At 74.1% G+C, this 26295-nt stretch carries 21 protein-coding genes; 12 read left to right on the top strand and 9 right to left on the bottom strand.

Translation table 11 applies throughout. The features are described 5' to 3' along the window. The first annotated feature begins 46 nt into the window (after nt 1-46). The 3 genes from AB0A74_RS12975 to AB0A74_RS12965 are packed head-to-tail and all read left to right on the top strand — an operon-like array spanning nt 47 to nt 2527. On the top strand, nt 47-976 hold the full coding sequence (locus AB0A74_RS12975) for an ABC transporter ATP-binding protein (RefSeq protein ID WP_358248988.1): 930 nt from the start codon (nt 47-49) through the stop codon (nt 974-976). Next, nucleotides 976-1740 carry an ABC transporter permease gene (locus AB0A74_RS12970; RefSeq protein WP_358248987.1) on the top strand — a complete coding sequence of 255 codons (765 nt, stop codon included), beginning with the start codon at nt 976-978 and terminating at the stop codon, nt 1738-1740. Before AB0A74_RS12975 ends, AB0A74_RS12970 begins: the two co-directional genes overlap by 1 nt. Beyond that, nucleotides 1733-2527, top strand: coding sequence for an ABC transporter permease (locus tag AB0A74_RS12965; RefSeq protein WP_358248986.1), 795 nt, complete (start codon nt 1733-1735; stop codon nt 2525-2527). Before AB0A74_RS12970 ends, AB0A74_RS12965 begins: the two co-directional genes overlap by 8 nt. 6 nt (nt 2528-2533) lie before the next feature. Here the strand turns inward: AB0A74_RS12965 and AB0A74_RS12960 are convergent, their stop codons facing one another. Further along, nucleotides 2534-3376 (bottom strand): NmrA family NAD(P)-binding protein, encoded by an 843-nt coding sequence (locus AB0A74_RS12960; protein ID WP_358248985.1) that lies wholly within the window; start codon nt 3374-3376, stop codon nt 2534-2536. A gap of 149 nt (nt 3377-3525) precedes the next feature. On the opposite strand from AB0A74_RS12960, the gene AB0A74_RS12955 reads away from it, so the two are divergent. Continuing rightward, nucleotides 3526-4146 carry a hypothetical protein gene (locus AB0A74_RS12955; RefSeq protein WP_358248984.1) on the top strand — a complete coding sequence of 207 codons (621 nt, stop codon included), beginning with the start codon at nt 3526-3528 and terminating at the stop codon, nt 4144-4146. Between the two features lie 10 nt (nt 4147-4156). Here AB0A74_RS12955 and AB0A74_RS12950 read toward each other — a convergent pair whose 3' ends face one another. From AB0A74_RS12950 to AB0A74_RS12935, 4 genes are all read right to left on the bottom strand, one after another. Further along, nucleotides 4157-4858 carry a peptidyl-tRNA hydrolase gene (locus AB0A74_RS12950; protein WP_358248983.1) on the bottom strand — a complete coding sequence of 234 codons (702 nt, stop codon included), beginning with the start codon at nt 4856-4858 and terminating at the stop codon, nt 4157-4159. Further along, entirely contained in the window at nt 4855-6081 is a 1227-nt protein-coding gene (gene serB, locus AB0A74_RS12945; RefSeq protein ID WP_358248982.1) for a phosphoserine phosphatase SerB, read from the bottom strand. The genes AB0A74_RS12950 and serB overlap by 4 nt, the downstream gene beginning before the upstream one ends. Before the next feature lie 80 nt (nt 6082-6161). After that, nucleotides 6162-7949, bottom strand: coding sequence for a cytochrome c oxidase subunit I (gene ctaD / locus AB0A74_RS12940; RefSeq protein ID WP_343937881.1), 1788 nt, complete (start codon nt 7947-7949; stop codon nt 6162-6164). Between the two features lie 200 nt (nt 7950-8149). Further along, nucleotides 8150-8881 (bottom strand): hypothetical protein, encoded by a 732-nt coding sequence (locus AB0A74_RS12935; RefSeq protein ID WP_358248981.1) that lies wholly within the window; start codon nt 8879-8881, stop codon nt 8150-8152. 491 nt (nt 8882-9372) lie between these two features. On the opposite strand from AB0A74_RS12935, the gene AB0A74_RS12930 reads away from it, so the two are divergent. From AB0A74_RS12930 to AB0A74_RS12920, 3 genes are read left to right on the top strand one after another with little or no spacing between them, the layout of a single operon-like run. Beyond that, the gene (locus AB0A74_RS12930) at nt 9373-10053 is read left to right on the top strand and encodes a response regulator transcription factor (protein ID WP_358248980.1); all 681 of its coding nucleotides are present in this window, start codon (nt 9373-9375) and stop codon (nt 10051-10053) included. Next, complete coding sequence (locus AB0A74_RS12925; protein ID WP_358248979.1) at nt 10050-11402, top strand: HAMP domain-containing sensor histidine kinase; 1353 nt, start codon at nt 10050-10052, stop codon at nt 11400-11402. Before AB0A74_RS12930 ends, AB0A74_RS12925 begins: the two co-directional genes overlap by 4 nt. After that, a complete protein-coding gene (locus AB0A74_RS12920) occupies nt 11338-11940 on the top strand; it encodes a hypothetical protein (RefSeq protein WP_358248978.1) in 603 nt (200 codons plus the stop codon). The genes AB0A74_RS12925 and AB0A74_RS12920 overlap by 65 nt, the downstream gene beginning before the upstream one ends. On the opposite strand, the gene AB0A74_RS12915 is transcribed toward AB0A74_RS12920, so the two are convergent. Genes AB0A74_RS12915 through AB0A74_RS12905 form a run of 3 tightly spaced genes read right to left on the bottom strand, consistent with a single transcriptional unit; the run spans nt 11937 to nt 15772 of the window. After that, nucleotides 11937-13970, bottom strand: coding sequence for an iron ABC transporter permease (locus AB0A74_RS12915; protein WP_358248977.1), 2034 nt, complete (start codon nt 13968-13970; stop codon nt 11937-11939). The two genes, AB0A74_RS12920 and AB0A74_RS12915, sit on opposite strands and share 4 nt — an antisense overlap. 1 nt (nt 13971) lies before the next feature. Continuing rightward, the gene (locus AB0A74_RS12910) at nt 13972-14934 is read right to left on the bottom strand and encodes an iron-siderophore ABC transporter substrate-binding protein (RefSeq protein ID WP_358248976.1); all 963 of its coding nucleotides are present in this window, start codon (nt 14932-14934) and stop codon (nt 13972-13974) included. Nucleotides 14935-14965: 31 nt separating this feature from the next. Next, nucleotides 14966-15772, bottom strand: a complete 807-nt coding sequence (locus AB0A74_RS12905) for an ABC transporter ATP-binding protein (protein WP_358248975.1) — start codon at nt 15770-15772, stop codon at nt 14966-14968. Nucleotides 15773-16094: 322 nt separating this feature from the next. Between AB0A74_RS12905 and AB0A74_RS12900 the strand changes: the two genes are divergently transcribed. Continuing rightward, on the top strand, nt 16095-18716 hold the full coding sequence (locus tag AB0A74_RS12900) for a BTAD domain-containing putative transcriptional regulator (protein WP_358248974.1): 2622 nt from the start codon (nt 16095-16097) through the stop codon (nt 18714-18716). Here the strand turns inward: AB0A74_RS12900 and AB0A74_RS12895 are convergent. Beyond that, nucleotides 18713-20023, bottom strand: a complete 1311-nt coding sequence (locus AB0A74_RS12895; protein ID WP_358248973.1) for an MFS transporter — start codon at nt 20021-20023, stop codon at nt 18713-18715. The two genes, AB0A74_RS12900 and AB0A74_RS12895, sit on opposite strands and share 4 nt — an antisense overlap. 160 nt (nt 20024-20183) lie before the next feature. On the opposite strand from AB0A74_RS12895, the gene AB0A74_RS12890 reads away from it, so the two are divergent. The 4 genes from AB0A74_RS12890 to AB0A74_RS12875 all read left to right on the top strand — a co-directional run bounded on the left by AB0A74_RS12890 (nt 20184) and on the right by AB0A74_RS12875 (nt 26251). Further along, nucleotides 20184-20753 carry an NAD(P)H-dependent oxidoreductase gene (locus AB0A74_RS12890; protein ID WP_358248972.1) on the top strand — a complete coding sequence of 190 codons (570 nt, stop codon included), beginning with the start codon at nt 20184-20186 and terminating at the stop codon, nt 20751-20753. A 1-nt stretch (nt 20754) separates the two neighbouring features. After that, nucleotides 20755-21738 carry a zinc-binding dehydrogenase gene (locus tag AB0A74_RS12885; RefSeq protein ID WP_358248971.1) on the top strand — a complete coding sequence of 328 codons (984 nt, stop codon included), beginning with the start codon at nt 20755-20757 and terminating at the stop codon, nt 21736-21738. A 2-nt stretch (nt 21739-21740) separates the two neighbouring features. Then, on the top strand, nt 21741-24395 hold the full coding sequence (locus AB0A74_RS12880; RefSeq protein ID WP_358248970.1) for an AAA family ATPase: 2655 nt from the start codon (nt 21741-21743) through the stop codon (nt 24393-24395). 86 nt (nt 24396-24481) lie between these two features. Further along, nucleotides 24482-26251, top strand: coding sequence for a family 20 glycosylhydrolase (locus tag AB0A74_RS12875; protein WP_358248969.1), 1770 nt, complete (start codon nt 24482-24484; stop codon nt 26249-26251). The last annotated feature ends 44 nt before the right edge of the window (nt 26252-26295 follow it).

Here is a 26295-nt window from a genome sequence, read left to right as displayed (position 1 = left end):
GCACGGGCCCTAGCTTCTCCTCCGCCGAACGACGGGGGTGGAGCGGATGGGTGTCCGGGTGGTCGGGCTTTGTCGGACGTACCGCAAGGGCCGGCGCAAGAACGAGGAAGTCACCGCGTTGGACGGGCTGTCGCTCGACGTGCCGGCCGGCGAGGTGCACGGCCTGCTCGGGCCCAACGGCGCGGGCAAGACGACGTTGTGCAAGATCCTGTCCACGGTCCTGCTGCCCACGAGCGGCCGCGCCGAGGTCTTCGGGCACGACGTCGTCACCCGGGCCGACGAGGTCCGCGGGCTGGTCGGGATCGTGTTCGGCGGCGAGCGCGGGCTGTACTGGAAGCTGACCGCCCGGCAGACGCTGCGGTACTGGGCCGCCCTGCACAAGGTCCCCGACGCCCGCGCCAAGGTGCGCGTCGACGGGCTGCTGGAGCGGCTGGGGCTCGCCGACAAGGCCGACGACCTCGTGGAGACCTACTCCCGGGGCATGAAGCAGCGGCTGCACCTGGCGCGCGGCCTGGTCGGCGACCCCCGGCTGATCCTGCTCGACGAACCCACCACCGGCCTGGACCCCGTGGCGGCGCACGACTTCCGCGCGCTGATCGGCGAACTGCGGGCCGAGGGGCGCACGATCCTGATCACCACGCACGACATGGACGAGGCCGAGTCGGTGTGCGACCGGGTCACCCTGATCGACCACGGCCGGGTGCTCGCCACCGAGTCGCCGCGCGGGTTGGCGGCGATGTCCGGGCTGCACCGGTGGGTCGAGGCGGAGACCGCGCTGGACGTCTCCGGCGTGCCCGGCGTGGTGGGCGCCGAGCGGCGGGACGGGTTGCTGCGGGTGCGGGCCGTGGACGACGCGGCGGCCCGGCGGGTGCTGGACTTCCTGCTGGACAACGGGGTCCGGTCGGTGCGGGCGGTGCCGCCCCGGCTGGAGGACGTGTACCTGGACCTCGTCGGCCGGCGCGGGATGGAGGTCTGATGCGGCTGTTCCTCACCGGGGCGCGCATGCAGTGGTGGCTGGTCCGGCGGCAGCCCGACGACCTGCTGACGCTGTGCACGATCCCGTTCACCGTGTTGATGCTGATGTCGATCGTGGTGCACTCCGGGCGCGCGGACCTGCTGCCCAACGCGTTCCTCGCGCCGGTGCTCATCGGCCTGTGGGGGTTCGCGACCGGGTTGGCGGCGGAGGTGCTGGTCGCCGAGCGGTGGACGCGGTCGCTGGAGTTGGGCATGGCCGCGCCGGTGGACGTGCACCCGGTGTACCTGGGACGGGTGGCGGCGGTGCTGGTGCTGGGGGTGGTGCCGCTGGTCGAGACCTGGCTGCTGGGCTGGGCGGTGTTCGGCGTGACGCCCACCGTGCACCACCCGGCGGTGTTCTGGACGGCGGTCGGGGCGTCGCTGTTCGCGATGGCCGGGACCGGGTTGCTGCTGGCCGCGTTCATGCTGGTCAACGACAACGGGCACTACCAGAACTTCCTGAGCTTCCCGGTCTACGTGCTCTCCGGCGTGATGGTGCCGGTCGAGTACCTGCCGGAGTTCCTGCGGCCGTTGTCGCACGCGGTGTTCCTGTCGTGGTCGGCGGACCTCATGCGGGACGCCCTCGCGCCCGCCCCCGTCGCGGCGGTCGGGTGGCGGCTGCTCGTGGTCGTGGCGCTCGGCGCGGTCGCGCTGGTCGGCGGGCGGCTGACGTTGGAGGCGACGCTGCGCCGGGCGCGGGCGGAGGGGCCGGTGGCGTATGCGTGACCAGGTCAGGGTGCTGCGGCACGGGCTGCTCGTGCAGTGGCGGATGTTCCGGGGCCTGCACACCTGGCGGACGTGGACGTTCGCGTGGCTGTCCCGGCTGCTGGTGCAGGCGTGCTTCTACGCGCTCATCGGGCGGATGCTGGGGTCGCAGGAGCAGGTGGACTACCTGCTGATCGGCAACCTGGTGGCGATCATGGCCATCGACGCGACCGTGGTGGTCCTGCTGGCCGTCGGCGAGCGGCGGTCCGGGACGCTGGCGCTGATGGTCGCCGCGCCGGCCACGCACCTCACCGCGTACCTGGGCAAGGGCCTGGTGCACCTGGGTTCGGGCGTGGCGGCGTCGACGATCGCGTTCCTGGCCCTGCCGCCGCTGTTCGGGGTGGCGCTGCCGTGGCCGTGGGCGGGGTTCGTGCCGTTGATGATCCTCGTGGTCGGGGTGGCGTGCTACTGCTACGGGACGTGCGTGGCGGCGTTCGTGCTCGGGTTCCCGTCGGCGCGGTGGGTGGCGTTGAACCTGAGCTACCTGGTGCTGATGACGTTCACCGGGGTCAACGTGCCGACGTCGTTCTGGCCGGACTGGGTGCGGGCGGTGACGTCCGTGCTGCCGATGACGCACGGGTTGGCGGCGATCCGCTCGTTCGTGGCGGGCGGGCCGGCGGCGGGGGTGTTCGCGGAGCTGGCGCTGGAACTGGCGGTCGGGGCGGGGTGGATCACGGTGGCGGCGCTGGGGTTCGGCCGGATGGTCACGCGCGGGCGGCGGGACGGGACCATCGAGTTCGCGAGCTGACCGGGGTCAGGCGAAGTCCGCGACGTGGTCGCGCGCCCACCGGGCGTAGGCGCGGGCGGGCCGGCCGGTGGCGACCTCGACGTCCGGCCAGGGCTTGAGCAGCGCCGAGTAGTCGTCGTCGGAGAAGCCCCCGCCGGACGACCCGCCGCCGTCGTAGTCCACGAACCCCAGCAACAGGTCCGCGTACTCGGCGGCGAACCCGCCCAGCTCCCGCAGCTCGGCCCGCGCCACCTCGCGGGAGACCTCCTCGTACCGCACGTCCTCGCCCAGCGCCGCCGCTATCGCCGCCACCTGCTCGCGGTTGGTGATCGACGCCGGCCCGGTCAGCGTGTAGGCCCGGCCGGCGTGCCCGTCCGCCAGCAGGGCGGCCACGGCCACCGCCGCGACGTCCGCCTCGTGCACCGGCACGGACGCCTCGTCCGCGAACGGGTAGCGCACCACGCGCCGGGCGCGGATCGACGGCGCCCACACCGGGAGCATGTTCGCCATGAACCCCGCCGGCCGCACGTGGGTCCACTCGACCCCGGTCTCCTCGACCGCCCGCTCCACGGGGTTGTCGTGCAGCCCGATCGTGACGGCGGCGGCCGACAGGTCCACGATCCGCCGCACCCCGCACCGCGCCGCCACCGCGGCGGCCTCGCCGGCGCCGGCCGGGAACAGGTACAGGCGGTCCACGCCCCGGAACCACTCGGCGCGGGGTGCGGCCAGGTCGCCGTGCACCACCTCGACGCCCGCGGGCAGCCCGGTGGACGACCGGGTCAGCGCCCGCACCTCCTGCCCGGCCGCGAGCAGCCGCGCCACCACGTTCCGCCCCACCACACCGGTCGCGCCGGTCACCAGGATCGTCATGGCGGCGACGCTACGGGCGGAGTAGGCCAACCCCTGTCCTACATGGATTTCACCGGTTCGTGGCACGTGTGGCCGGCGGCGGGCGGTCGCGCGAGCCGCTAGGTTCAGCCACCGTCCACTGTAGACACACCTGGAAGGGAACCACCACCGTGAAGGCCCGTCTGGCGGCGGCCGTCGTCGCCGTCCTGCTGCTGTCCCCCGGCACCGCCACCGCGTCCGAGGCGCTGCCCCCGCTGGAGGTCCGCACCGCCACCGCGACCCTCTGCCCGACCACCGGGGCGCAGGAGGAGCTGACCGGGGAGGGGATCGCGCTCGAAGCGGTCGAACCCGCGGTCGACGCCGACGTCCACGGGCGCCGGTGCGTGCGGCTGCCGGTCACCGGCCGGATGGCGCTGGACCTCGACGCCGTCGACGTGACCGCCGACGGCGGGGTGCGGTTCGTCCGGTCCGACGGGGCGGAGCTGCGCTTCCACAGCGTCCACGCGCGCGACGAGAACGGGCGGATCGTCGTGCGGGCCACCGTGAACGACCGGGACGACACCGTCGAGTTCTTCGCCGTGGACGTCTCGGACATCTCCGCCACGCCGACCGTCGAGCCGGTGGGCCTGGCGATGACGACCGCGCTGCCGGTCACCGACGACGTCGCCCGCGAGTTCGAGCAGGCCTTCGGCGACGCGACGTTCGAGGCGGGCGACGAGCTGTTCGACGGGAGCGGTGACGTCGAGCTGGTCAGCCCGGTCGACGTGCTCACCGGGCTGGTGGCGGTCTGACCGGCCCCGATCAGCCCCGGAAGACGGCCACGGTCGCCGTGCCCGGGTCCACCTCGGTGTACCCGGCGTCCCGCACGACGACCGTGTCCGGCCGGGCCACCAAGGCGTCCCAGTCCGCCGGGGACGGCGTGCGGACCGCGCAGCGGTAGTCCACCGCCGCCCACGCCGCCAGCTCCGCCTCGGTCAACGTGGGCGCGAGCAGCATCGACGCGTGCCCCACCTGGGCCGCCGCCTTGCCCGCCGTCATCTCCACGCGCGGGTTCAGCCACAGCTCGTACGCCCCCGGCGGGACCTCGCCGGGCTCGTCGGTCGGCAGCTCGCTGCCCGAGATCTGCAGCCGGGACAGCTCCTTGGGCAGGTCGCCGACCCGGCCGGGCACGAACGCCCGCACCTGCGCCCCGCCCACCTCGATCGTCACGCCGGGCAGCGCCCGCACGGCCTCCCAGTGGGCGCCACGCGCCCGCCGCGACACCTTCCGGATGCGGCCCCGCACCCACGCCACGACCTCGTCGTGCCACTCGCCACCCGGCTCGGCGCGCGGGTCCAGGCACACGGCGATCGCGGCGGCGGCAGCGGCCTCCAGCACGTCCGTCCGGCACGGCGGCGACGCGCGCTCGATGCGCAGCACCATCGGCATGGCACGGACGGCCGCCGGGTCCTCTTCATCGGTCGTGTAGTGCCGGTCGACCAGCAGCTTCAGGATCTCGTTCACAGGCGCACCGCCTCCAGGCCGTCGGCGGCGTCCGCGGCCTCGACCTCGGCCCTGGTCACGCCCAGCACGAACAGCACCGCGTCCAGGAACGGGTGCGACAGCGCGGTGTCGGCGACCTCCCGCAGCGCGGGCTTGGCGTTGAACGCGATGCCCAGCCCGGCCGCGCCCAGCATGTCGATGTCGTTGGCCCCGTCGCCCACCGCCACGGTCTGCGCCAGCGGCACGCCCTCCTGCTCGGCGAACCGGCGCAGCGCCACCGCCTTGCCCGGCCGGTCCACGATGTCGCCCACCACGCGCCCGGTCAGCTTGCCGCCCACGACCTCCAGCTCGTTGGCCGCGCAGAAGTCCAGGCCCAGGTCGTCCACCAGGGACTTGATCACCCGGGTGAACCCGCCGGACACCACACCCGCGCGGAACCCGAGCCGCTTGAGCGTCCGGACCGTCGTCCGCGCGCCCGGCGTCAGCTCCAGCGACGCGGCGACCTCGTCCAGCACGGACTCGTCCAGGCCCTCCAGCAGCGCGACCCGGCGGCGCAGCGACTCGGCGAAGTCCAGCTCCCCGCGCATCGCGGCCTCGGTGATCTCGCGCACCTGCGGCTCGACGCCCACGTGCGCGGCCAGCATCTCGATGACCTCGCCCTGGATGAGCGTGGAGTCCACGTCGAACACCACCAGCCGCTTGGCCCGCCGCTGCAACCCGGCCCGCTCCACGGCCACGTCCAGGTCCACCCGCGCGGACACCCCGGCCAGCGCCTCACGCAGCGCGGCGTCCGCGTCCGGCGTGTCGTCGGCGACCGAAACCCGCAGCTCAAGGCCGGTGACCGGGTAGTCGGCCACGCCCCGGATCGCGTCGATGTTCACGCCCAGCGACGCCAGCCGCCGCGCCACCTCGGTGAACCCGCGCGCGGTGACCGGCCGGCCCAGCAGGATCACGACGTGGCTGGACTCCAGCCGCGCCGTCCGCTTCGAGTCGGCCCCGATCTCGACCTCGACGTGCATGGACACCGTCGCCATGGCCTGCTCGACGGCCTCTTGGAGCCCCTCGGGGTCGTGCGCGGCGGACACCAGCACGCCGAGCACCAGCCGGCCCCGGATCACGACCTGCTCGACGTCGAGGACGTCCACGCCGTGCCTGGTCAGCACCGCGAACAGCACGGAGGACACGCCGGGCTTGTCCGGGCCGGTGACGGTGATCAGGACGGGCGTCGCGCCGGGATTGCTCACTGGTGGCTCCTCTGCCAGACAGCGACGAGCCCCGACCGCGCACGGGCGATCGGGGCTCGTCGTTGAACCTGGGCTGAAGGTTACCGGTGGTCGGTGTGCTCGGACTCCGAAGCTGTGCCGGACTGCACAGCCTGGGTGGCCAGTTCGGACGGGGCCTTGGGGGCCTTGTCGTGCGGGATGGCCTTGCCGGTGAACGTGACGTGCGCCTCTTCGTGCAGCCGCTCGATCATGTGCGGGTAGTGCAGCTCGAAGGCGGGGCGGATGGAGCGGATGCGCGGCAGCTCCTTGAAGTTGTGCCGCGGCGGCGGGCAGGAGGTCGCCCACTCCAGGGAGTTGCCGAAGCCCCACGGGTCGTCCACGGTCACGGTCTCGCCGTAGCGGTAGGACTTGAAGACGTTCCAGATGAACGGCAGCGTCGACGCGCCCAGCACGTAGGCGCCGATCGTGGAGATCGTGTTCAGCGTGGTGAAGCCGTCCGAGGGCAGGTAGTCGGCGTACCGGCGCGGCATGCCCTCGTTGCCCAGCCAGTGCTGCACGAGGAAGGTCGCGTGGAAGCCCAGGAACGTGGTCCAGAAGTGCAGCTTGCCCAGCGGCTCGTCGAGCATCCGGCCGGTGATCTTCGGGAACCAGAAGTAGATGCCGGCGAAGGTCGCGAACACGATCGTGCCGTAGAGCACGTAGTGGAAGTGGGCGACAACGAAGTACGTGTCCGACACGTGGAAGTCGATCGCGGGGGCCGCGAGGAGCACCCCGGACAGACCGCCGAAGAGGAACGTGACGATGAAGCCGATGCTGAACAGCATGGGCGTCTCGAAGGTGAGCTGCCCCTTCCACATCGTGCCGATCCAGTTGAAGAACTTGATGCCGGTCGGCACGGCGATCAGGAAGGTCATGAAGGCGAAGAACGGCAGCAGCACCGCGCCGGTGGCGTACATGTGGTGCGCCCACACGGCGACGGACAGGGCCGCGATGCCCAGGGTGGCGTAGACCAGGCCGTTGTAGCCGAAGATCGGCTTGCGGCTGAACACCGGGAAGATCTCCGACACGATGCCGAAGAACGGCAGCGCGACGATGTAGACCTCGGGGTGGCCGAAGAACCAGAACAGGTGCTGCCACAGGATCACGCCGCCGTTGGCGGGGTCGAACACGTGGGCGCCCAGGTGCCGGTCGGCCAGCAGGCCCAGCAGCGCGGCGGTCAGGATCGGGAACGCCAGCAGCACCAGGACCGAGGTGACCAGGATGTTCCAGGTGAAGATCGGCATCCGGAACATGGTCATGCCGGGCGCGCGCAGGCACACCACGGTGGTGATCATGTTGACCGCGCCGAGGATGGTGCCCAGACCACCGATGACCAGGCCGGAGATCCACAGGTCGGCGCCGGCGCCGGGCGAGTGGATGGCGTTGCTGAGCGGGGTGTAGGCGAACCAGCCGAAGTCGGCCGCGCCACCGGGCGTGATGAAGCCCGCCATCACGATCAGGCCGCCGAACAGGTACAGCCAGTAGGAGAACGCGTTCAGGCGCGGGAACGCCACGTCCGGGGAGCCGATCTGCAGCGGCAGGACGAAGTTGGCGAAGCCGAACACGATCGGGGTCGCGTAGAGCAGCAGCATCACCGTGCCGTGCATGGTGAACAGCTGGTTGAACTGCTCCTGGCTGAGGAACTGCATACCCGGCCGGGCCAGCTCGGTCCGCATGAGCATGGCCATCGCGCCGCCCACCATGAAGAAGGCGAACGAGGTGACCAGGTACATGATCCCGATCTGCTTGTGGTCCGTGGTGCGGAACATCCGCAGCAGGAACGAACCCTTGACCGCCTCGCGAGTCCCGAAGGGCCGCGTTGCGATCGGCTGCGGGGCTACGGCCGTCACGGTGCCTCCTGCACTGTCTGGTTCTGGCGTAGGCCTGGGGGCAGGCCTTGTCGGATCGTAGACGGACCGGTTCAGCGGGGTGCGGCTGGGCCGGTCCCTGGATCAAGGGAGGTAGCGCAGCTCACAGGACGGATGATCGCGTCCGTGGCGCGCGAATGGCCCGCCCCGACGGCGCGGGACGGGCCACCGGGCTCCTCCGCCTACCGCTTGACGAGGCCGCGCAGCTTCGGCGAGGCGACGAACGCGGCACCCGCGCCCACCAGCGCCAGGCCGACGACGAGCAGCCAGCCGGAGCCGAAGCCGGTGGCGGCGAGCTGGTCGTTGTCGTTGGCCCCGGCCGCCGCGGCGGGGGTGGTCGTGGTCACGCCGGTGGCCGGCGCGCTGGTCGGCGTGGAGGTCGGCGTCTCGCCACCGGGGTTCTCACCGCCGGGGTTGGTCGGCGTGTTGGTCTCGCTCGTGGGCTCGTCCGCCTCCTCGACGCAGATGAACCAGTGGCTGATCTGGGCCGGCTCACCGCTCGGGTTCTGCGGCGCGTGCAGGTCGTTCCACGGCAGGGCGCCCAGCGGCTCGACGCCCGCCGGCGGGTCGACGTAGTAGATGTTGCCGCCGCCGCCCTGGCCGCCCTTCACGAACACACCGGTGATGGTGTAGCCGGTCGGGTACGCGGTGATGTCGATGTAGGTGTCGTCGGCGGTGTAGATCCCGGCGGGCGGGGCCAGCTCGTCGCCGGGCAGGCCCAGCGCCTCGCAGCCGTTGCCGTCCTGGCCGAGGTCGACGTTGTCGTCGAAGTACTTGGCGCGGTCGTCGCCCGGGACCGGGGTGGGCTTCTGGTCCGGCGCGGCGGTGGCGGCGGTGGCGAGCAAGCCGGTCGTGACGGTGGTCACGGCGAGTAGGGCGGCTGCTCCGAGCAGGCGGCGGGCCGTCTGGCGCATGGTTGTACTCCGGCAGGGTGTCGAGGGGTGACGGTGGGCATCAAACTCCACCGCTCGTCCACCTATCGGGTTAGGACGATCGGGCGATACGGGTTGCCATCAATTCGTTATGCGCCCGTGGCCGACGTTGCGACGATCGGCCTATGCGGACGTCCGATGTGGTGCGAAAAGTGTTCACTTCGGCTGGTCGGCACGGGTTCCCCACGGACGACCCGATCCTGCTCGCAGACCGCAGCGACCTCCTCGTCCACCTCTCCCTCGCACCGGTCGTCGCCCTGCACGCCGGCCCGGTCGGCCGGGACGTCGCCTGCGCCCCGCAGCCCGCTGCTCGACCGCGCCACAGTGGCCCGCGCCCACCCCGCCGACGCCCTGGAGCACTGGCGGCCCTGCGCGACCTGTTCGGCCGGTGCCGGCGGCACGCGCAGGACATTTACCGAACCCGAACGCGCGCGGCGACCTGAACGCGACCGCCGCCGTGCCACGATTCCGCCGTGCAACCCGAGGGTCGTGGGCTGGTGCTGGTCGTGGAGGACGAGCGGGCGATCGCCGAGCTGGTCACGCTCTACCTGCGCCGCGACGGGTTCGGCGTGCACGTCGAGGCCGACGGGCGGGCGGCGCTGGCGGCCGTGCGGCGGCTCAAGCCGGTCGCCGTGCTGCTGGACGTGGGCCTGCCCGGCCTGGACGGCGTCGAGGTGTGCCGGGCGCTGCGCGCGGCGGGCGACTGGACGCCGGTGCTGTTCGTGACCGCCCGCGACGACGAGGTGGACCGCGTGCTGGGCTTGGAGCTGGGCGCGGACGACTACGTGACCAAGCCGTTCAGCCCGCGCGAGCTGGTGGCCCGGGTGCGGACCGTGCTGCGCCGCGGCACGCCCCAGGTCACCCCGGTGCACGTGCTGGGCCGGGTCCGGCTGGACACCGACCGGCGGCGGGCGTGGGTGGACGAGACCGAGGTGGCGCTGACGTCCACCGAGTTCGACCTGCTCGCCCACCTCATGCGCCACCCGGGCCGCGTGTTCGCCCGGGAGCAGCTGCTCAGCGCGGTGTGGGGCTACGCGGCGGCGGCCGGGACGCGGACCGTGGACGTGCACGTGGCGCAGCTGCGCGCCAAGCTCGGTGACCCCAACCCGATCCGCACCGTGCGCGGCGTCGGCTACTCGGCGGAGGGGCCGTGACCGGCACGCGGCGGACCAGCCTGGCCTTCCGGATCACCGCGCTGTGCCTGGCGGTCGCCGGGGTGGCGGTGATCGTGGCCGGTCTGGTGTCCGCCCGGCTGGTGCTGGGCGCCTCCCGCGAGGTGGCCCGCGCGTCGCTGTCCGACCAGGCCGACGTGGTCACCGAGCAGCTCGGCGAGATGGGCCGCAACGCCCGCCTCCGCGTGGTCGAGGTGCTGCGCGGGCAGGACATCGACGTGGTCGCCATCGGCCCGAACGGGCGGATGGTCGGCGACCCGGCGGCGGTGCGCGCGGTCCGGCAGGTCACCGGCTCCTCGGGCACGGTCGGGGACCTGCTGGTCGAGGTGCGGGAGAACGTCGCCCTGGTCCAGCGCGCGGACAACGCCGGGCCGGGCCGCCGGCTCGTGCGCAACATCCTGTTCGCGCTGGGTGTGGGCCTGCTGGTCGCCGCGGTGGCCGGGTTCCTGCTGGGCAAGCTGGTCGCCCGGCCGCTGCGCCAGACCGCGAACGTCGCCCAGACCATGAGCACCGGCCGCCGCGACCTGCGCGCCCCCGAGCACGGCCCGGCCGAGGTGGCGGAGGTGGGCGGCGCGGTGAACGCCCTGGCCGACGCCCTGGCCCGCAGCGAGGCCCGGCAGCGGGAGTTCCTGCTGTCGGTCTCCCACGAGCTGCGCACCCCGCTGACCGCGGTCACCGGGTTCGCCGAGTCGCTGGCCGACGGCGTGGTCTCCGGCGACGACGTGCCCCGGGTGGGGCGCACCATCGGCGAGGAGGCCCACCGGCTGGACCGCCTCGTCACCGACCTGCTCGACCTGGCCCGCCTGGGCGCGGACGATTTCACTGTCGACCTGGCCGACGTGGACCTGCGGGACCTCGTGTCCTCCGCCGCGCGGGTGTGGCACGCGCGGTGCGCGGCGAAGGGCGTCGAGTTCCGCCTGGACCTGCCCGCGGACGCCCGGCCCGCCCGCACCGACCCCCGCCGCCTGCGCCAGGTCCTCGACGGCCTGCTGGAGAACGCCCTGCGCCTGACCCCGCCCGGCCGCCCGGTCGTGCTGGCCCTGGGCGACGCGCTGGAGGTGCGGGACGGCGGTCCGGGCCTGTCCGAAGAGGACTACCGGGTGGCGTTCGAACGCGGTGCCCTGCACGCGAAGTACGAGCGGTCGAGGCCCGTGGGCACCGGCGTGGGCCTGGCCCTGGTGCACGGCCTGGTGACCAAGCTGGGCGGCACGATCACCGCCGGTCCGGCGCCCGAGGGCGGCGCGGCCTTCACCGTACGCTTGCCCCATGCTGGAAGCGTTGTGGGACAAGGCGGTCCAGGCCCTGGGCGGACGTCCGGGCACGGCGGGTGACCTGGCGGCCCGGTACGCCCAGCCGCACCGCGGCTACCACAACACGGCCCACGCGCTGGCGGTGACCAGGGACGTCACCGCCCTGGCCGCGCACCGGAGCCCGCGGGAGCGGGCGATCCTGGCGCTGGCCGCCCTCGCCCACGACGTCGTCTACGACGGCCGGCCGGGCGAGGACGAACGCGACAGCGCCGCCTGGGTCCGCGCCCGGCTGGAAGAGGCCGGGGTGGACCCCGCGCCGGTCGCCGACCTCGTCCTGGCGACCATCGACCACGCCGCGGACGACGACCTGACCGCCCTGCTCATGGACGCCGACCTCGCCATCCTGGGCGCGGACCCGGACGCCTACGAGCGCTACCGCCGGGCCGTGCGCCAGGAGTACGCCCACGTCCCGGAGGACGCCTGGCGGATCGGCCGGGCGCAGGTGCTCCAGGCCCTGTACGACCGGGACCCGCTCTACCGGACCCCGCGGGCCCGCGACCGGTGGGAGGAGCGGGCCAAGCGGAACCTCGCCGCCGAGCTGGAGTCCCTCCGCCCCTAGCGCGCTTCCCTGGTGCGCCAGAGGACGACGACGAAGTAGGGCGTGCCGACCAGGGCGATGACCAGGCCCGCCGGGATCTGCGCCGGCGAGATGACCGTGCGGCCCAGCGTGTCGGCCGCGCTGACCAGCACCGCGCCCACCGCCGCCGCCACCGGCAGCACCCGCCCGTGCCGGCCGCCCACCAGCGACCTGGCCAGGTGCGGCGCGACCAGGCCGACGAAGGCGACCACGCCGATCGCCGCCACGGCCGTCGCCGCCAGCGCCCCGGACCCGGCCAGCACCGCCAGCCTCGACCGCTCGACCCGCAGGCCGAGCACCCGGGGCGTGTCCTCGTCGAGGCTGTGCAGGTCCAGTTCGCGGTGCCGCCACCACAGCAGCGGGGTGACCACCAGCAGGGCCAGGGAGACCGGGACCACCTGGTTCAGCGTGCGGCCGTAGGTCGAGCCGGACAGCCAGGTCAGCGCCTTCGCCGAGTTCCACGGGTCCGACACCACGATCAGCAGCGTGATCAGGGCCATGCCCGCCGACCACAGCGCGATGCCGATGACCACCAGCCGGTCCGGGTCCAGGCCCTTGCGCCAGGCCAGGCCGTAGACCAGCGCGAACGCCAGCACCGCGCCCGCGCCGGCCGCGCCGGCGATGTGCCACGCCCCGGCCAGCGGGACGAGCGTGATCATGGCGATCGCGCCCAGGCCCGCGCCCGCGGTGATGCCGAGCAGACCCGGTTCGGCCAACGGGTTCCGACTCACCGACTGGATGCCGCAGCCCGACAGCGCCAGCGCCGCGCCCGCGAACAACGCCGCCAGCACGCGGGGGAGCCGCTGGTCCAGCACGAAGGTCAGGGCGGTGCCGGTGCGGCCGGACACCCAGTTGACCAGGTCTCCCAGCAGCACCAACCGGTCCCCGAGGAGCAGCCCGACCACGGGCGCGACCGCCAGCAGGACCGCCAGCGCCACGCCGACCGCGGCCAACCGGCGACGCGACCCGGCGACCCCGACCCGGCCGGCCGGGGCCTGCCGCGCGCCACCGCCGGACGACCGGCCGCGGCGCGCCAGCCACACCAGCAGCGCCGCGCCGATGATCGTCGTGGTGACGCCGGTGGGCACGCGCAGCGCCTCCGCCGACCCGAGCACCGCGCGCAGCAGCACGTCCGCGCCCAGCACCAGCAGCACGCCCACCAGGCCGGACACCGGCAGCAGCACCCGATGCACGCCGAGCTTGGGCGCGATCGGCGTGAGCAGCTTGGTGATCACGGGCGCGGCCAGGCCGACGAACCCGACCGGGCCGGCCACGGTCACCGCGGCGGCGGTCAGCGCGACGGTCAGCAGCACCGCCGACACCCGCGTCCGCCGCACCTTCAGGCCGAGCAGGGCGGCGTTGTCGTCGCCCAGGGCGAGGATGTCCAGCGACCGTCCCATGAGGACCAACACGGCGACCGCGACAACGACGACAGGAGTCATCTGCGCCGTCGCGTCGAGATCGCTCACGGTCAGGGAACCGCTGCCCCACGCGAAAAGACCGGTCGTCTCCTGCTCGAACATGAGCAGGAACAGGATGGTCAGCGACTGCAACGCCAGCGCCACCGCCGACCCCACCAGCACCAGGCGCGGGCTCGTCGACCCGCCGCCGGACAGGCCCAGCACCACCGACGCCGCCGCCAGGCCGCCCGCGAAGGCCACCACACCGGCGGGCAGCGTCGGCAGGGCCAGCCCGAAGGCGGCGACCACGACCACGGCCAGGTGCGCGCCCGCGTTGACGGCCAGGGTGTCCGGCGACGCCAACGGGTTGCGCGCCACGGACTGCATGCCCGCGCCCGCCACGCCGATCGCGACGCCCAGCAGCAACGCCGTCAGCAGCCGCGGGACCCGGGAACCCTCCAGGACCGCGAGGGTCCGCGCGTCCCCCTGGCCCAGCAGGGCTTGGAGGATGTCGAGCACGCCGGTGTCGGACGTGCCCTGGGTGAGGTGGACGGCGGAGAGCGCAGCGATGGCCACCACGATCCCCGCCGTCACGGCGGCGGTGCGCAGCACGTCAGGCGGTGACGGCGCGGACGAGCTGGTCGGCGATCGAGGCCACGGACTTCGGGCCGCCGAACGTCCACGTGCCCGCGTCGAGCTTCGTGACCTTCTTGGACGCCACGAACGGGAGCCGCTGCCACACCGGGTTCTGCGCCAGGCCGGTGGTGAACACGTCGTCCTCGGAGGCGCTGTAGAACAGGACGGTCTTCGGGTCGGTCAGGCCGGACAGGCCCTCGACGTCGGTCTGGCCCAGGCCCCACTGCGGGTCCACCTGGCCGGTCCACGCGTTCTTCAGGCCGACCTGCTCGGCGACGTCGGAGACCAGCGAGCCCTTGCCGAACGGGCGGATGCTGACCGTGCTGCCCTCCAGCCAGCCGTCGGCCATGAGGAACGGCGTGCCCGAGGCGCCCCCGGCCTCCACCGCCTTGCGGCCCTCGGCGAGCTTGGCGTCCATGTCGGACAGCAGCTTGTCGCCCTCGGCGGACTTGCCGACCGCCTTGGCGATCATCCGCACGTCCTCGCGCAGGCGGTCGAGGTTGCGGGCGGCGTCGCTGGACTTGGTGACCACGACCGGGACGTACTTCTCCAGCTGCGGCACCAGGGTCGAGTCGCGCTCCTGGGCGATGACCACGACGTCCGGGTTGAGCGCGACGATCGCGTCCACGCTCGGCTCGGACCGCTTGCCGATGTCCTTGACCGACGCGTCCAGCGGGGCGGCGGCGTTCCACGTCTTGTAGCCGGCGGTGTCGGCGACGCCCACGGGCATGACGCCCAGTGAGGCGATGATCTCGGCCTCGCCCCACTCCAGCGCGACGACCTTCCGGGCGGGGGCCTTCAGCTCCACGTTCTTGCCGCGGGCGTCGGTGACGGTGACGGGTCCGCCGGCCGCCGTCGTGGGCGCGGCGGAGGTGTTCTCCGTGGTGCCGCAGGCGGTGAGCACGATCGCGGCGGCCGCGATCAGGGCGGGGATGCGCATGGTTGTTCCTTCGAGCTTCTCGGGGGGTTGGTCAGACCGGGCGGGGCGTGTGCCGGCCGATGGGACGGCAGTGCACGGTGCCGGTGACCGGGTCGTGCGCGACGTGGACGGTGATGCCGTAGGCGCGCGTCAGGTGCTCGGCGGTCAGGACGTCGCCGACCGGACCGTCCGCGACCACCCGCCCCTCGCACAGCAGCACGACCCGGTCCGCGACGGTCGCCGCGTGGTCGAGGTCGTGCAGCACCACGCCGACCGCGACACCGTGGTCGGTGGCGAGGTCGCGCACCACGTCCAGGACCTCGACCTGGTAGCGCAGGTCGAGGTGGTTGGTGGGCTCGTCCAGCAGCAGCACGGACGTCTCCTGCGCCAGGCACGACGCGAGCCAGACGCGCTGCAGCTCGCCGCCGGACAGCTCGTCCACGCCGCGGTCGGCCATGTCCGTGACGCCGGTCAACGCCATGGCGCGCTCGATCGCCGCGGTCCCGTCCCGGTCCACCCCGCGCCAGCCGGCGCGGTAGGGGTGGCGGCCGTAGGCGACGACGTCGCGCACGGACACGCCGGAGGGGGTGGGGCGGTGCTGGGTGAGCAGGGTGACGTTGCGCGCGAACTCCTTGCCGGACAGCGTGGTGACGGCGAGGTCGCCGAGCCGGACGGTGCCGTCCTTCGGCTTGTGCAGGCGGGCGAGCGAGCGCAGGACGGTCGACTTGCCGGACCCGTTGGGCCCGACGAGGGCGGTGACGGTGCCGGGGCGCAGGTCCAGCGAGACACCGTGCACGACCGTGCGGTCGTGGTGCGCGAGCACCAGTTCCCGACCGCTGAGCGACACGTCCGTAGGCATGAAGGTGAGGCTAACCTAAGCGTGCGGTTAACCCGAACGGGTGTGACCCCGGCCATCATCACGCCTCGATAACACGAGCACAGCTCGCTTCCCCCGACAACCGCACCCCCATGCGGTAGTCGGGGGAAGCGAGTCCGCGCCGGGGGTCCCGGCCGGCGGGGGGCGCTCGGCCGGGACCTCCGTCCCCTCCTGCGATGGCGGGGTCGTGGGGGGACCCCGCCGTCGACGTTCCACGGTTCACGTCGCGGGAACCAGCGTGCCGCCATGATCCGGGGCGAACCTAGGATGAACCTTGAACCGGCAGGTCAAGGGGGCTGCAAGCGTGGACGTCGGACTGCTCGGACCGGTCGAGGCGCGCGAGGGCGGCCGGCTGGTCGACCTCGGCCACACCCGGCAGCGGGCGGTGTTGGCGGCGTTGCTGCTCGACGACGGGCGGGCCGTGACCGTCGACCGGCTGGTGGACCGGGTGTGGGGCGAACGGCCGCCCCTGCGCGCCCGCGAGACCCTCTACGGGTACGTCTCCAAGCTGCGCGGACTCCTGCCCGTCGAGCGCCACCCCGCCGGGTACCGCCTGGAGGCCACCACCGACCTCCACCGCTTCCGCGACCTGGTCAAGCGGGCCCGCACCAGCCCGCCCGAGGACGCCGCCCCGCTCTACGACCAGGCCCTGCGCCTGTGGCGGGGCGACGCGCTGGCCGGCCTCGACTCGCCCTGGTTCGACGCCACCCGCGCGGCCCTGCACGCCGAGCGGCGGACCGTCGAGCTGGACCGCAACGACGTCGCCCTCGCCCTCGGCCACCACAGCGCCCTGCTGCCCGAACTCCAGGCCCAGGCCCGGGAGCACCCGCTGGACGAACGGCTCGCCGGCCAGCTCATCACCGCGCTGCACCGCGCCGGCCGCACGTCCGAAGCCCTGCGCCACTACGACGCGCTGCGCCGCGAACTGGCCGACCAGCTCGGCACCGACCCCGGCGCGCCGCTCAAGGACCTGCACCTGAAGCTCCTCGGCCCGGAACCGGCCGTCCCCCGCCAGCTCCCGGCCCCGCAACGGTTCTTCACCGGCCGCACCGAGGAGCTGCGCGACCTCGCCGAACCCGGCGGCACGGTCGTCATCACGGCCATCGGCGGCGCGGGCGGCATCGGCAAGACCGCGCTCGCCCTGCACTGGGCCCACCTGCACGCCGACGACTTCCCCGACGGCCAGCTCTACGTCAACCTGCGCGGCTTCGACCCGACCAGCGACCCCGTCCCGCCCGGCAACGCCCTGCGCGCCTTCCTGGAGGCCCTGGGCGTGGGCGACCCGCCCACCGACCTCGACGCCCAGGCCGCCCTCTACCGCAGCCTGGTCGCCGACAAGCGGATGCTCGTCGTCCTGGACAACGCGCGCGACACGGCCCAGGTCACGCCCCTGCTCCCCGGCGGTCCCCGCTGCGCGGTCCTGGTCACCAGCCGCCAGCAGCTCGTCGGCCTGGTCAGCGCGAACGGCGCGAAGTCGGTCTCGCTCAACGTCCTGGACCCGCACGACGCCCGCGCGTTCCTCACCGCCCGCCTGGGCCGGCACCGGACCACCGCCGAACCCGAGGTGGTGGACGCCCTCCTGGAGCTGTGCGGCGGGCTGCCGCTGGCGCTGAGCATCGTCGCCGCCCGCGCGCTGACCCAGCCCGACCTGCCGCTGGCCGCGCTCGCCGAGGAACTGGCCGAGCAACGCCTGGACGCCCTCGACGACCTCAGCTCCAGCCTGCGCACGGTCTTCGCCTGCTCGTTGCGGGTCCTGTCCCCGGACAGCCGCGCCCTGTTCGGCCTGCTCGGCCTGACCACCGCCGCCGACCTGAGCCTGCGCTCGATCGCCGCGCTGGCGGGCCTCACCCCGCCGCGCACCCGCACCCTGTTGCGCGAACTGGAGTTCGCCCACCTCGTCCAGCAACACGTGGTGGGCCGCTACCGCATGCACGACCTGGTGCGCCTCTACGCCGCCGAGGTGGCCCCGGACGACCCCGCCGCCCTGCGCCGCTTCGTCGGCTACTTCGCCGCCACGGCCCACGCCGGCGACCGCCTGATCGAGCCGCACCGCCCGCCCGTCGAGCCGCCCGGGGGCGAAGCGGTCCCCCTGCCCGACGTCACGGCGGCCCTGGACTGGTTCGACCGCGAGTACGAGTCCCTGCTGGCCGCCCACCGCCAAGCCACCACCCGCGAGTGGCACGACCTGGTCTGGCACATGGCGTGGGCGCTCACGAACTACCACCTGCGCCGCGGCCACGCCGCCGAGGACCTGGCCGTCTGGCGGGCCGCGCTGACCGCGGCGGAAGCGTTGGGCGACAAGGAGAAGCAGGTGGCGGCGCACAAGTTCGTCGGCATGGCCCTGGTGGACGTGGGCGGCTACGACCAGGGCAACCACCACCTGCGCCAAGCCCTGGACCTGGTCACCGACGACTACGGCAAGGCAGCGGCCCACCGAGCCGTGGCGTGGGCCCTGGAACAGCAGGGCGACCTGGAAGGCGCGCTGGAACACGCCAACGCCCAACTGGTCCTGTTCCGAGCCCTGGACATCCCCGTCCGGATCGCCGAAGCCCTCAACGACGTCGGCTACCGGGCCGCCCGCCTGGGCGACCACGAGCAAGCCGAACGGCACTGCCGCGAAGCCCTGGCGCTGAACCGGGAACTGGGCCACCGGGACGGTGAAGCGGCGACCTCGGACAGCCTCGGCTACATCGCCCACCGGCACGGCCGGGCCGCCGACGCCCTGGAGCACTACCACCACGCCCTGGCCGTCTACCGGGAGCTGGACAACTCCTACGAGCAGGCCAGCGTCCTGCGGCACCTGGGCGACGTGCACGCGGAACTGGGCGACACCGACGCGGCCCGGTCCTCCTGGCGCCAGGCCCTGACGCTGTTCGAGGCGCAGGGCCGGGTGAAGGACGCCGAGGAGGTGCGCGGGCTCCTCTAACCCCGCCGGGCCGGGAGCAGCGCCACCCCGCCCAGCGCCACGACCGCGGTCAGCACGGCGACACCGGTCCGGAACCCCGACGCGCTGTCCCCCGCCCCCGACACCACCAGGGCCGCCACCGCCGGCCCCACCGTGGAGCCGATCATCCGGGCCGTCGCGCTCACGCCGCCCGCCGCGCCCGCCATGCCGTCCGGGGCCATGGACATCAGCAGCGTGTTGACGGCCGCGTTGAACAACCCCTGCCCCAACCCCATGACCGCCAACCGCCACGACAGGTCCACCAGGCCGGTCACCGGCGGCAGCAACAGCAGCAACCCCACCACCGTCACCGCCACGCCCACCAGGGCCACCAGCCAGGGCCCGTACCGGTCGGCCCACGACCCGGCCACCGGCGACAGCACCCCCACCCCCGCGACGAACACCAGCAGCGCCACGCCGACGTCCTCCGGCGACCCCGCCAGCACGTCGGTCACGAAGTACGGCACGAGCAGGAACAGCAACCCGCCCGACATCGTCACCAGCGTCAACGTCAGCAGCGGCAACGCGAACACCCGCCGCCGCAGCAACCCCAGCACCGGACCGGACGCCGGCAACCGCCCCCAGGCCACGGCCAGGACCACGGCCACCGCCACCAGCCAGGGCATGTCCTCGAACGCCAGCAGCACCGCCGTGACCGCCCCGCCCAGCAGCGCCGCCTCCAGCCACAACCCGCGGTCCGGCGCGACCAGCCCCCGCCCGTCACCGCGCAGCGACCGGAAAGCCAGCCACAACACCACGACCAGCACCGGCATCTTCAGCAGGAACACCGCCCGCCACCCGAACGCGCCGGCGACCACGCCACCCAGCGGCGCGCCGGCGAGACCGCCCACGGTCATGATCGTGATGACGTACCCGACCGCCCGCCCGCGCTCGCGCGCCGACACCGCCCCGAGCACGATCGGCATGTAGGCCGCCAGCACCAGCGCCGCCGCCACGCCCTGCGCCACGCGCCCGACGACCAGCACCCAGAAGACCGGCGCGGCGGCCGTCAGCACGCTCGCCGCCCCCACGCCGACCAGCGCCGGCAGGAACGCCGACCGCACGTCGATCCGGTCCACCCACCGCCCGGCCGGGATGGCGATCGCCGCCATCGGCAGCGTGTACGCCAGCAGCACCCACGCCGTCGCGCCCGGCCCCACCCCCAGCTCCGCGCCCACGCCGGGCAGCGCGACCGCCGCCACGGTCATCTCGGTGGTGATCACCAGCATGGCCAGCGCGAGCGTCACCACCGGCGTCCACCGCGTCCTGACCTGCGCATCCGTTGTCATGATCGGGAAGCTACGCACGCGCCCGCCCCGGCGAATCCGTCGCGTGACCGGTCGCCCTCCCCGGTCGCCGCCGGCCGACCGACCAGTCACGTGACAGATGCCCGCCCGGTCGACCGGCTCCTAACTTCGGTACCACCGCAACGAGGAGGGAACGGGAACAATGATCAAGCTCGCGGTCATCGTCGGCAGCACCCGCAAGGGCCGCTTCGCGCCGGTCGTGGCGGACTGGTTCACCGCGCGGGCCCGGCAGCGCCCCGACGTCGAGGTGGACGTGCTGGACCTGGCCGACGTGGGCCTGCCCGACGTGCTGCACGGGTTCGGCGAGGAGCCCGCCGACGAGGTCAAGGCCGTGTCGCCGCGGCTGGCCGGGGCCGACGCGTTCGTGGTGATCACGCCGGAGTACAACCACAGCTTCCCCGCGCCGCTGAAGAGCGCGATCGACTGGCACTACACCGAGTGGCGGGCCAAGCCGGTCGGGTTCGTCTCCTACGGCGGGCACGGCGGCGGGCTGCGGGCCGTCGAGCAGCTGCGGCTGGTCTTCGCCGAGCTGCACGCCGTGACGATCCGGGACACGGTCAGCTTCCACGGCGCGTGGACGCGGTTCGACGACGACGGGAACCCGGTGGACGCCGAGGCCGTCGACGGCGCCGCCAAGACCATGCTGGACCAGCTCGTCTGGTGGGGCGCCGCGCTCAAGGACGCCCGCGCGAAGCGGCCGTACGAGGCCTGACGTGCGTGCCATCCGCCTGCGCGGGTTCGGTCCCGCCGACGCGCTCGAACCGGCCGAGGTCGAGGACCCGCGCCCCGGCCCCGGCCAGGTCCGGATCGCCGTGCGGGCCGCCGGGGTGCAGCTGGTGGACACGCTGGTCCGGCGCGGGGACGGGCCGTGGCGGCCGGAGCCGCCGCTGGTGCCGGGCAGCGAGGTCGCGGGGGTCGTGGACGCGGTCGGCGCGGGCGTGCCGGCCGACTGGGTGGGGCGGCGGGTCGTCGCGCAGCTCGGCTTCGCCTTCGGCGGGTACGCCGAGCTGGCCGTGCGGGAGGCCGACGCGGTGCACGTGGTGCCGGACGGGTTGTCGCTCGACGCCGCCGTGGCGATGGTCTGCACCGGGGCGACGGCGGTGGGCGTGCTGGACGCGGCGGCGTTGCGACCCGACGACGTGGTGCTGGTGACGGCGGCGGCGGGCGCGGTCGGGCACCTGCTGGTGCAGGGCGCGGCCCGGCTGGGCGCGGTCGTGGTCGGGGCCGCGGGGTGCGGGGAGAAGCGGCGGACGGTGCTGCGGTCGGGGGCCGCGGTCGCCGTGGACTACCGGGAGCCGGGTTGGGAGGACCGGGTGCGGCTCGCGCTGGGCGGTCGGGAGGTGGGGGTCGTGCTGGACGGGGTCGGCGGCGCGGTCGGGCGGTCGGCGCTGGAGCTGGTCGCGCCGGGCGGTCGGGTGGTGATGTTCGGCACGTCCTCGGGCGAGCCGACCGAGGTGTCCACAGTGGACCTGTTCGAGCGGGCGCTGAGCGTCACGGTCGCCGTCGGGCCGCACGTGGCGCGCGGGTCCGGCGGGGTGCGGGCGTTGGAGGCGCGGGCGCTGGCCGATGCCGCCGCCGGCCGGTTCGCGCCGGTCGTGCAGGCGTTCCCGCTCGCCGAGGCCGCCGCCGCGCACGCGGCGCTGGAGCGGCGGCGGACGACGGGCAAGGTCGTGCTCGTGCCGGCGTTAGGGTCGTGACCATGCTGTACGGACGCTCGGCCGACCTCGCGCGCCTGGACGACCTGCTCGCCGAGGCGCGGGCGGGGCGCAGCGGCGCGCTGGTCGTGCGCGGCGAGGCCGGGATCGGCAAGTCCGCGCTGCTGGACCGGGTCGCCGAGCGCGCCGGGGACTTCCGGGTGCTGCGCGCGACCGCCGTCGAGGCGGAGTCGGTGGTGCCCTTCGCCGGGCTGAACCTGCTGCTGCGGCGGGTGGTCGGCGCGCTCGACGGGTTGCCGCCCAAGCAGGCCGGCGCGCTGCGCTCCGCGCTGGGCCTGGCCGCGCCGGACGGCGGCGACTGCTTCCTGGTGGGCCTCGCCGTGCTGACCCTGCTCGCCGACCTGGCCGAGCGGGGCCCGGTGCTGTGCCTGGTGGACGACGCGCACTGGCTGGACCCGGGGTCGGCCGACGCCCTGCTGTTCGCCGCGCGGCGGCTGGACGCGGACGGCGTCGCCCTGGTGTTCGCGGCCCGGGACCTGCACGCGCCGCCGTTCCCCGCGCCCGGCCTGCCCGAGCTGCGGCTGACCGCGCTGTCGGCGGAGGACTCGGCCGTGCTGCTCGACGAGCACGCCGCCGACCTGCCCCGGTACGTGCGGGAGCGGATCGCGCAGGAGGCCCGCGGCAACCCGTTGGCGCTGCTGGAACTGCCCGCCGCGCAGCGCGAGGGGCACATCCCGGCCGCGCACGGCCTGCGGGTGGCCGCGCTGCCCACGCACAGCCGCATCCAACAGACCTTCGCCGACCGCATCGGGACGCTGCCGCCGGCCACGCGCGACCTGCTCCTGGTGGCCGCCGCCGACGACACCGGCGACCCGGGCGTGGTGTTCAAGGCGGCGGAACTGCTCGGCGCGGGGCTGGGCGACCTGGAAGCGGCCGAGCAGCGGCAGTTGCTGCGCTCGGACGACGGGCGGCTGGCGTTCCGGCACCCGCTGATCCGCGCGGCGGCCTACCGGAGCGCGCCGCTGGTGCGGCGGATGGCCGTGCACCGGGCGTTGGCCGAGGTGTCCGAGGACGCCTTCCGCGCCGCCTGGCACCTGGCCGCCGCCGTGACCGGACCGGACGAGGAGGTCGCGCGGGCGTTGGCGCGGTCGGCCGAGGACGCCCGCAACCGCGGCGGGTACGCGGCCGTGGCCGCCGCCTACCAGCGGGCCGCCGAGCTGAGCCCGTCCGTGGTGGACCGGGGCAAGCGCCTGGTCAACGCGGCCCGCGCGGCCCTGGACGCGGGCCAGTACGACCGCGCCGCCGCGCTCGCCGACCAGGCGGGCGACCTGCTGGACCAGCCGCTGGAGCACGCCCGCATCGCGCGCGTCCGGGCGGTGGTGGCGGCCGAGCGGGGTCGTGGCGCGGAAGCCGCGGCCGTGCTGGCGAAGGCCGCGTACTGCGCGGTCAAGGGCGACCCGGTGCTGGCGGGCGACCTGCTGTTCGCCGCGGCGAGCAACGCGTGGACGGTCCGCGACCTGGACGCCGTGCGGGCGGTGGCCGACCAGGCGGAGGGGCTGCCCGGCGCGGCGGACGTGCGGGCGGTGGCGCGGGCCGCGACCGGGCTGGACGGCGGTGACCTGGCGGACGGGATGGCCGCGTTGCGGTCGCTGGTGTCCGGCCCCCGCGCGGACCACGCGCAGGGCGCCTGGTGGCTGCTGGTCCTGGGTGACGACGAGGCCGCCTACGAGCGGGCGGCGGCCGTGGAGCGGGAGAGCCGGGCCACCGGTCGGCTGGGCATGTTGCCGCGCGCCCTGGCGTACCTGGCGCGGGGACGGCTGCACCTGGGCCGGCTGCGCGACGCCCGCGCGACCGCCGAGGAGGGGCTGCGGATCGCCGCCGACATCGGGCAGGTGTTCAGCGTCGGCTACCTGCACAGCGTGCTGTCCGAGCTGGCCGCGATCGAGGGCGACGAACAGCGGTGCCGGGCGGCGGTCGCGGTGCTGGAGGGCGACGCGTCGCGCTCGGTCCGCGCCGCGTGCGCGTTGGCGCTGCTGGACCTGGGGCTGGGCCGCTACGACGCGGTGCTCGACCGGTTGGCCGACGTGGCGTCGGGCGCGCACCGGCTGTACGCGATCTCCAGCCTGCCGGACCTGGTCGAGGCGGCCGTGCGGGTCGGGAACCCGGCCGCGGCACAGGGTTCTTCCGAGTGGTACGAGCGGTGGGCGCAGGAGTCGGGCCGGCCGTGGGCGCGGGCGGTGGCGGCGCGGTGCCGGGCGTTGATGACCGACGACGAGCGCTGGTACGTGACGGCCGTCGAGCTGCACCGCGCCGACAGCCGGCCGTTCGAACGGGCCCGCACCGAGCTGCTGTACGGCGAGTGGCTCCGGCGCGCCCGCCGCCGCAACGACGCCCGCACCCACCTGCGCGCCGCCCTGGACGCCTTCGAGCGCCTGGGCGCCGTGCCGTGGTCCGCCCGCGCCCGCACGGAGCTGCGCGCCACCGGCGAGAGCCGCGCCGTGCCGGGGCCGGACCCGTTGAGCGCGTTGACGCCGCAGGAGTTGCAGGTGGTGCGGCTGGCGGCGGATGGCCTGAGCAACCGGGACATCGGGGCGCAGCTCTTCCTGAGCCCGCGGACGGTCGGCTACCACCTCTACAAGGCCTACCCGAAGCTCGGCGTGGCCTCCCGGGTGGAGCTGGGCAGGCTCGACCTGGGCTGAAGTGGTCTAGACCCATTGACACGGGTCGCCGGGATGCCGACGCTGGAGCGCACGTGTGGCCGCCGCCCGCTTCCCGAGGAGGACCCGTGACACTCCGAGCGAGGGTGGCCCGCGCACTCGCCGTCCTGGCGCTGCTGCTCGGCGCGACCGTCGTGTGGAACGCCGCTTCCACGCCCGTCACCGCGACGGCGGCCGAGCCGTTGCAGAGCATCGTGCCGGTGCCGGCGTCCGTGCAGGCCAACGCCGGTCAGGCGCACACCCTCACCGCGTCCACGAAGATCCACACGACCCCGGCCGCGCACGCCGTCGGCGACTTCCTGGCGGGCGTCCTGCGCCCGTCCACCGGCTTCCCGCTGCCGGTCGAGGACACCACCGGCACGCCGGCCGACGGCATCGCCCTGCTCATCGGCGGCGCGCCCGCGACCGTCGGCGACCAGGGCTACCAGCTCACCGTCACCACGGCGGCGGTGACGCTGCGCGCCAACACCCCCGCCGGCCTGTTCGCGGGCGTGCAGACGCTGCGCCAACTGCTGCCCGGCAAGGTCGAGTCCACGAGCCCGCAGACCGGCCCGTGGACCATCCCCGGCGCGACCGTCACCGACCACCCGCGCTTCGGCCACCGCGGCGCGATGCTCGACGTGGCCCGCCACTTCCACCCCGTGGCGACGGTCAAGCGGTACATCGACCAGCTCGCCCTCTACAAGGTCAACTACTTCCACCTGCACCTGACCGACGACCAGGGCTGGCGGATCGTCATCGACAGCTGGCCCCGCCTGGCCACCCACGGCGGCAGCACGCAGGTCGGCGGCGGTCCCGGCGGCTACTACACCAAGGCGCAGTACCAGGAGATCGTCGCCTACGCGGCGGCGCGGCACATCACCGTGATCCCCGAGGTGGACCTGCCCGGCCACACCAACGCCGCGCTGGCCAGCTACGCGGAGCTGAACTGCAACGGCGTCGCGCCGGCGCTGCGCACGGACATCGCCGTCGGCTACAGCTCGCTGTGCGTGGGCAAGGAGATCACCTACCAGTTCGTGGAGGACGTGATCCGCGAGATCGCCGCCCTCACCCCCGGGCCGTACTTCCACATCGGCGGCGACGAGGCCAACGCCACGACAGACCAGGAGTACCAGACCTTCATGAACCGCGTGCTCCCGCTGGTCGGGAAGTACGGGAAGAAGGCCATGGGCTGGCACGAGTTCGTCAAGACCACCACGGACACCACCGCCGTCCCGCAGTACTGGGGCACGACGACGTCCAACGCGGTCGTCCAGGCCGCCGCGGCCCGGGGCAACAAGGTGCTGATGTCCCCGGCCAACAAGGCCTACCTGGACATGAAGTACAACTCCAGCACGCAGCTCGGCCTGAGCTGGGCCGGGTACATCGAGGTGCAGGACGCGTACAACTGGAACCCGGGCACCCACCTGTCCGGCGTCCCGGAGTCCGCGGTGCGGGGCGTCGAGGCTCCACTGTGGACGGAGACGATCGTGACCCCGGCCCACATCGACTACATGGCCTTCCCGCGCTTGGCGGTCATCGCCGAACTCGGCTGGTCCCCGTGGTCGACGCACAACTGGGACGCCTTCAAGGTGCGCCTCGGCGCGCAGGCCCCTCGCTGGACGGCGATGGGCATCGACTTCTACCGCTCGCCCCAGGTCCCCTGGGACAACGGCGGCACCACGACGACCACCACGACCACGTCCAACCCGCCCTCCGGCACGTGGGCCCCGTGGGTCAGCTACGCGACCGGCGCGCAGGTGACCTACAACGGCTCGACTTACCGCTGCCGCCAGCCGCACACGTCCCAGCCGGGCTGGGAACCGCCCAACGTCCCGGCGCTCTGGGAACGCGTCTAGCCGGTGACCCGCTCCACCCGTCCTCGCGGACGGGTGGAGCGGGT

It is taken from the genome of Saccharothrix sp. NPDC042600 (assembly GCF_040647305.1).
Lineage (GTDB): Bacteria > Actinomycetota > Actinomycetes > Mycobacteriales > Pseudonocardiaceae > Actinosynnema > Actinosynnema mutabilis.
This window is presented reverse-complemented; position numbering and strand designations above follow the sequence as displayed.

Coding starts and splice junctions, on each gene's coding strand:
- AB0A74_RS12975 (WP_358248988.1), top strand. CDS start 47: ATGGGTGTCCGGGTGGTCGGGCTTTGTCGGACGTACCGCAAGGGCCGG.
- AB0A74_RS12970 (WP_358248987.1), top strand. CDS start 976: ATGCGGCTGTTCCTCACCGGGGCGCGCATGCAGTGGTGGCTGGTCCGG.
- AB0A74_RS12965 (WP_358248986.1), top strand. CDS start 1,733: ATGCGTGACCAGGTCAGGGTGCTGCGGCACGGGCTGCTCGTGCAGTGG.
- AB0A74_RS12960 (WP_358248985.1), bottom strand. CDS start 3,376: ATGACGATCCTGGTGACCGGCGCGACCGGTGTGGTGGGGCGGAACGTG.
- AB0A74_RS12935 (WP_358248981.1), bottom strand. CDS start 8,881: ATGCGCCAGACGGCCCGCCGCCTGCTCGGAGCAGCCGCCCTACTCGCC.
- AB0A74_RS12920 (WP_358248978.1), top strand. CDS start 11,338: ATGCTGGAAGCGTTGTGGGACAAGGCGGTCCAGGCCCTGGGCGGACGT.
- AB0A74_RS12910 (WP_358248976.1), bottom strand. CDS start 14,934: ATGCGCATCCCCGCCCTGATCGCGGCCGCCGCGATCGTGCTCACCGCC.
- AB0A74_RS12905 (WP_358248975.1), bottom strand. CDS start 15,772: ATGCCTACGGACGTGTCGCTCAGCGGTCGGGAACTGGTGCTCGCGCAC.
- AB0A74_RS12895 (WP_358248973.1), bottom strand. CDS start 20,023: ATGACAACGGATGCGCAGGTCAGGACGCGGTGGACGCCGGTGGTGACG.
- AB0A74_RS12890 (WP_358248972.1), top strand. CDS start 20,184: ATGATCAAGCTCGCGGTCATCGTCGGCAGCACCCGCAAGGGCCGCTTC.
- AB0A74_RS12880 (WP_358248970.1), top strand. CDS start 21,741: ATGCTGTACGGACGCTCGGCCGACCTCGCGCGCCTGGACGACCTGCTC.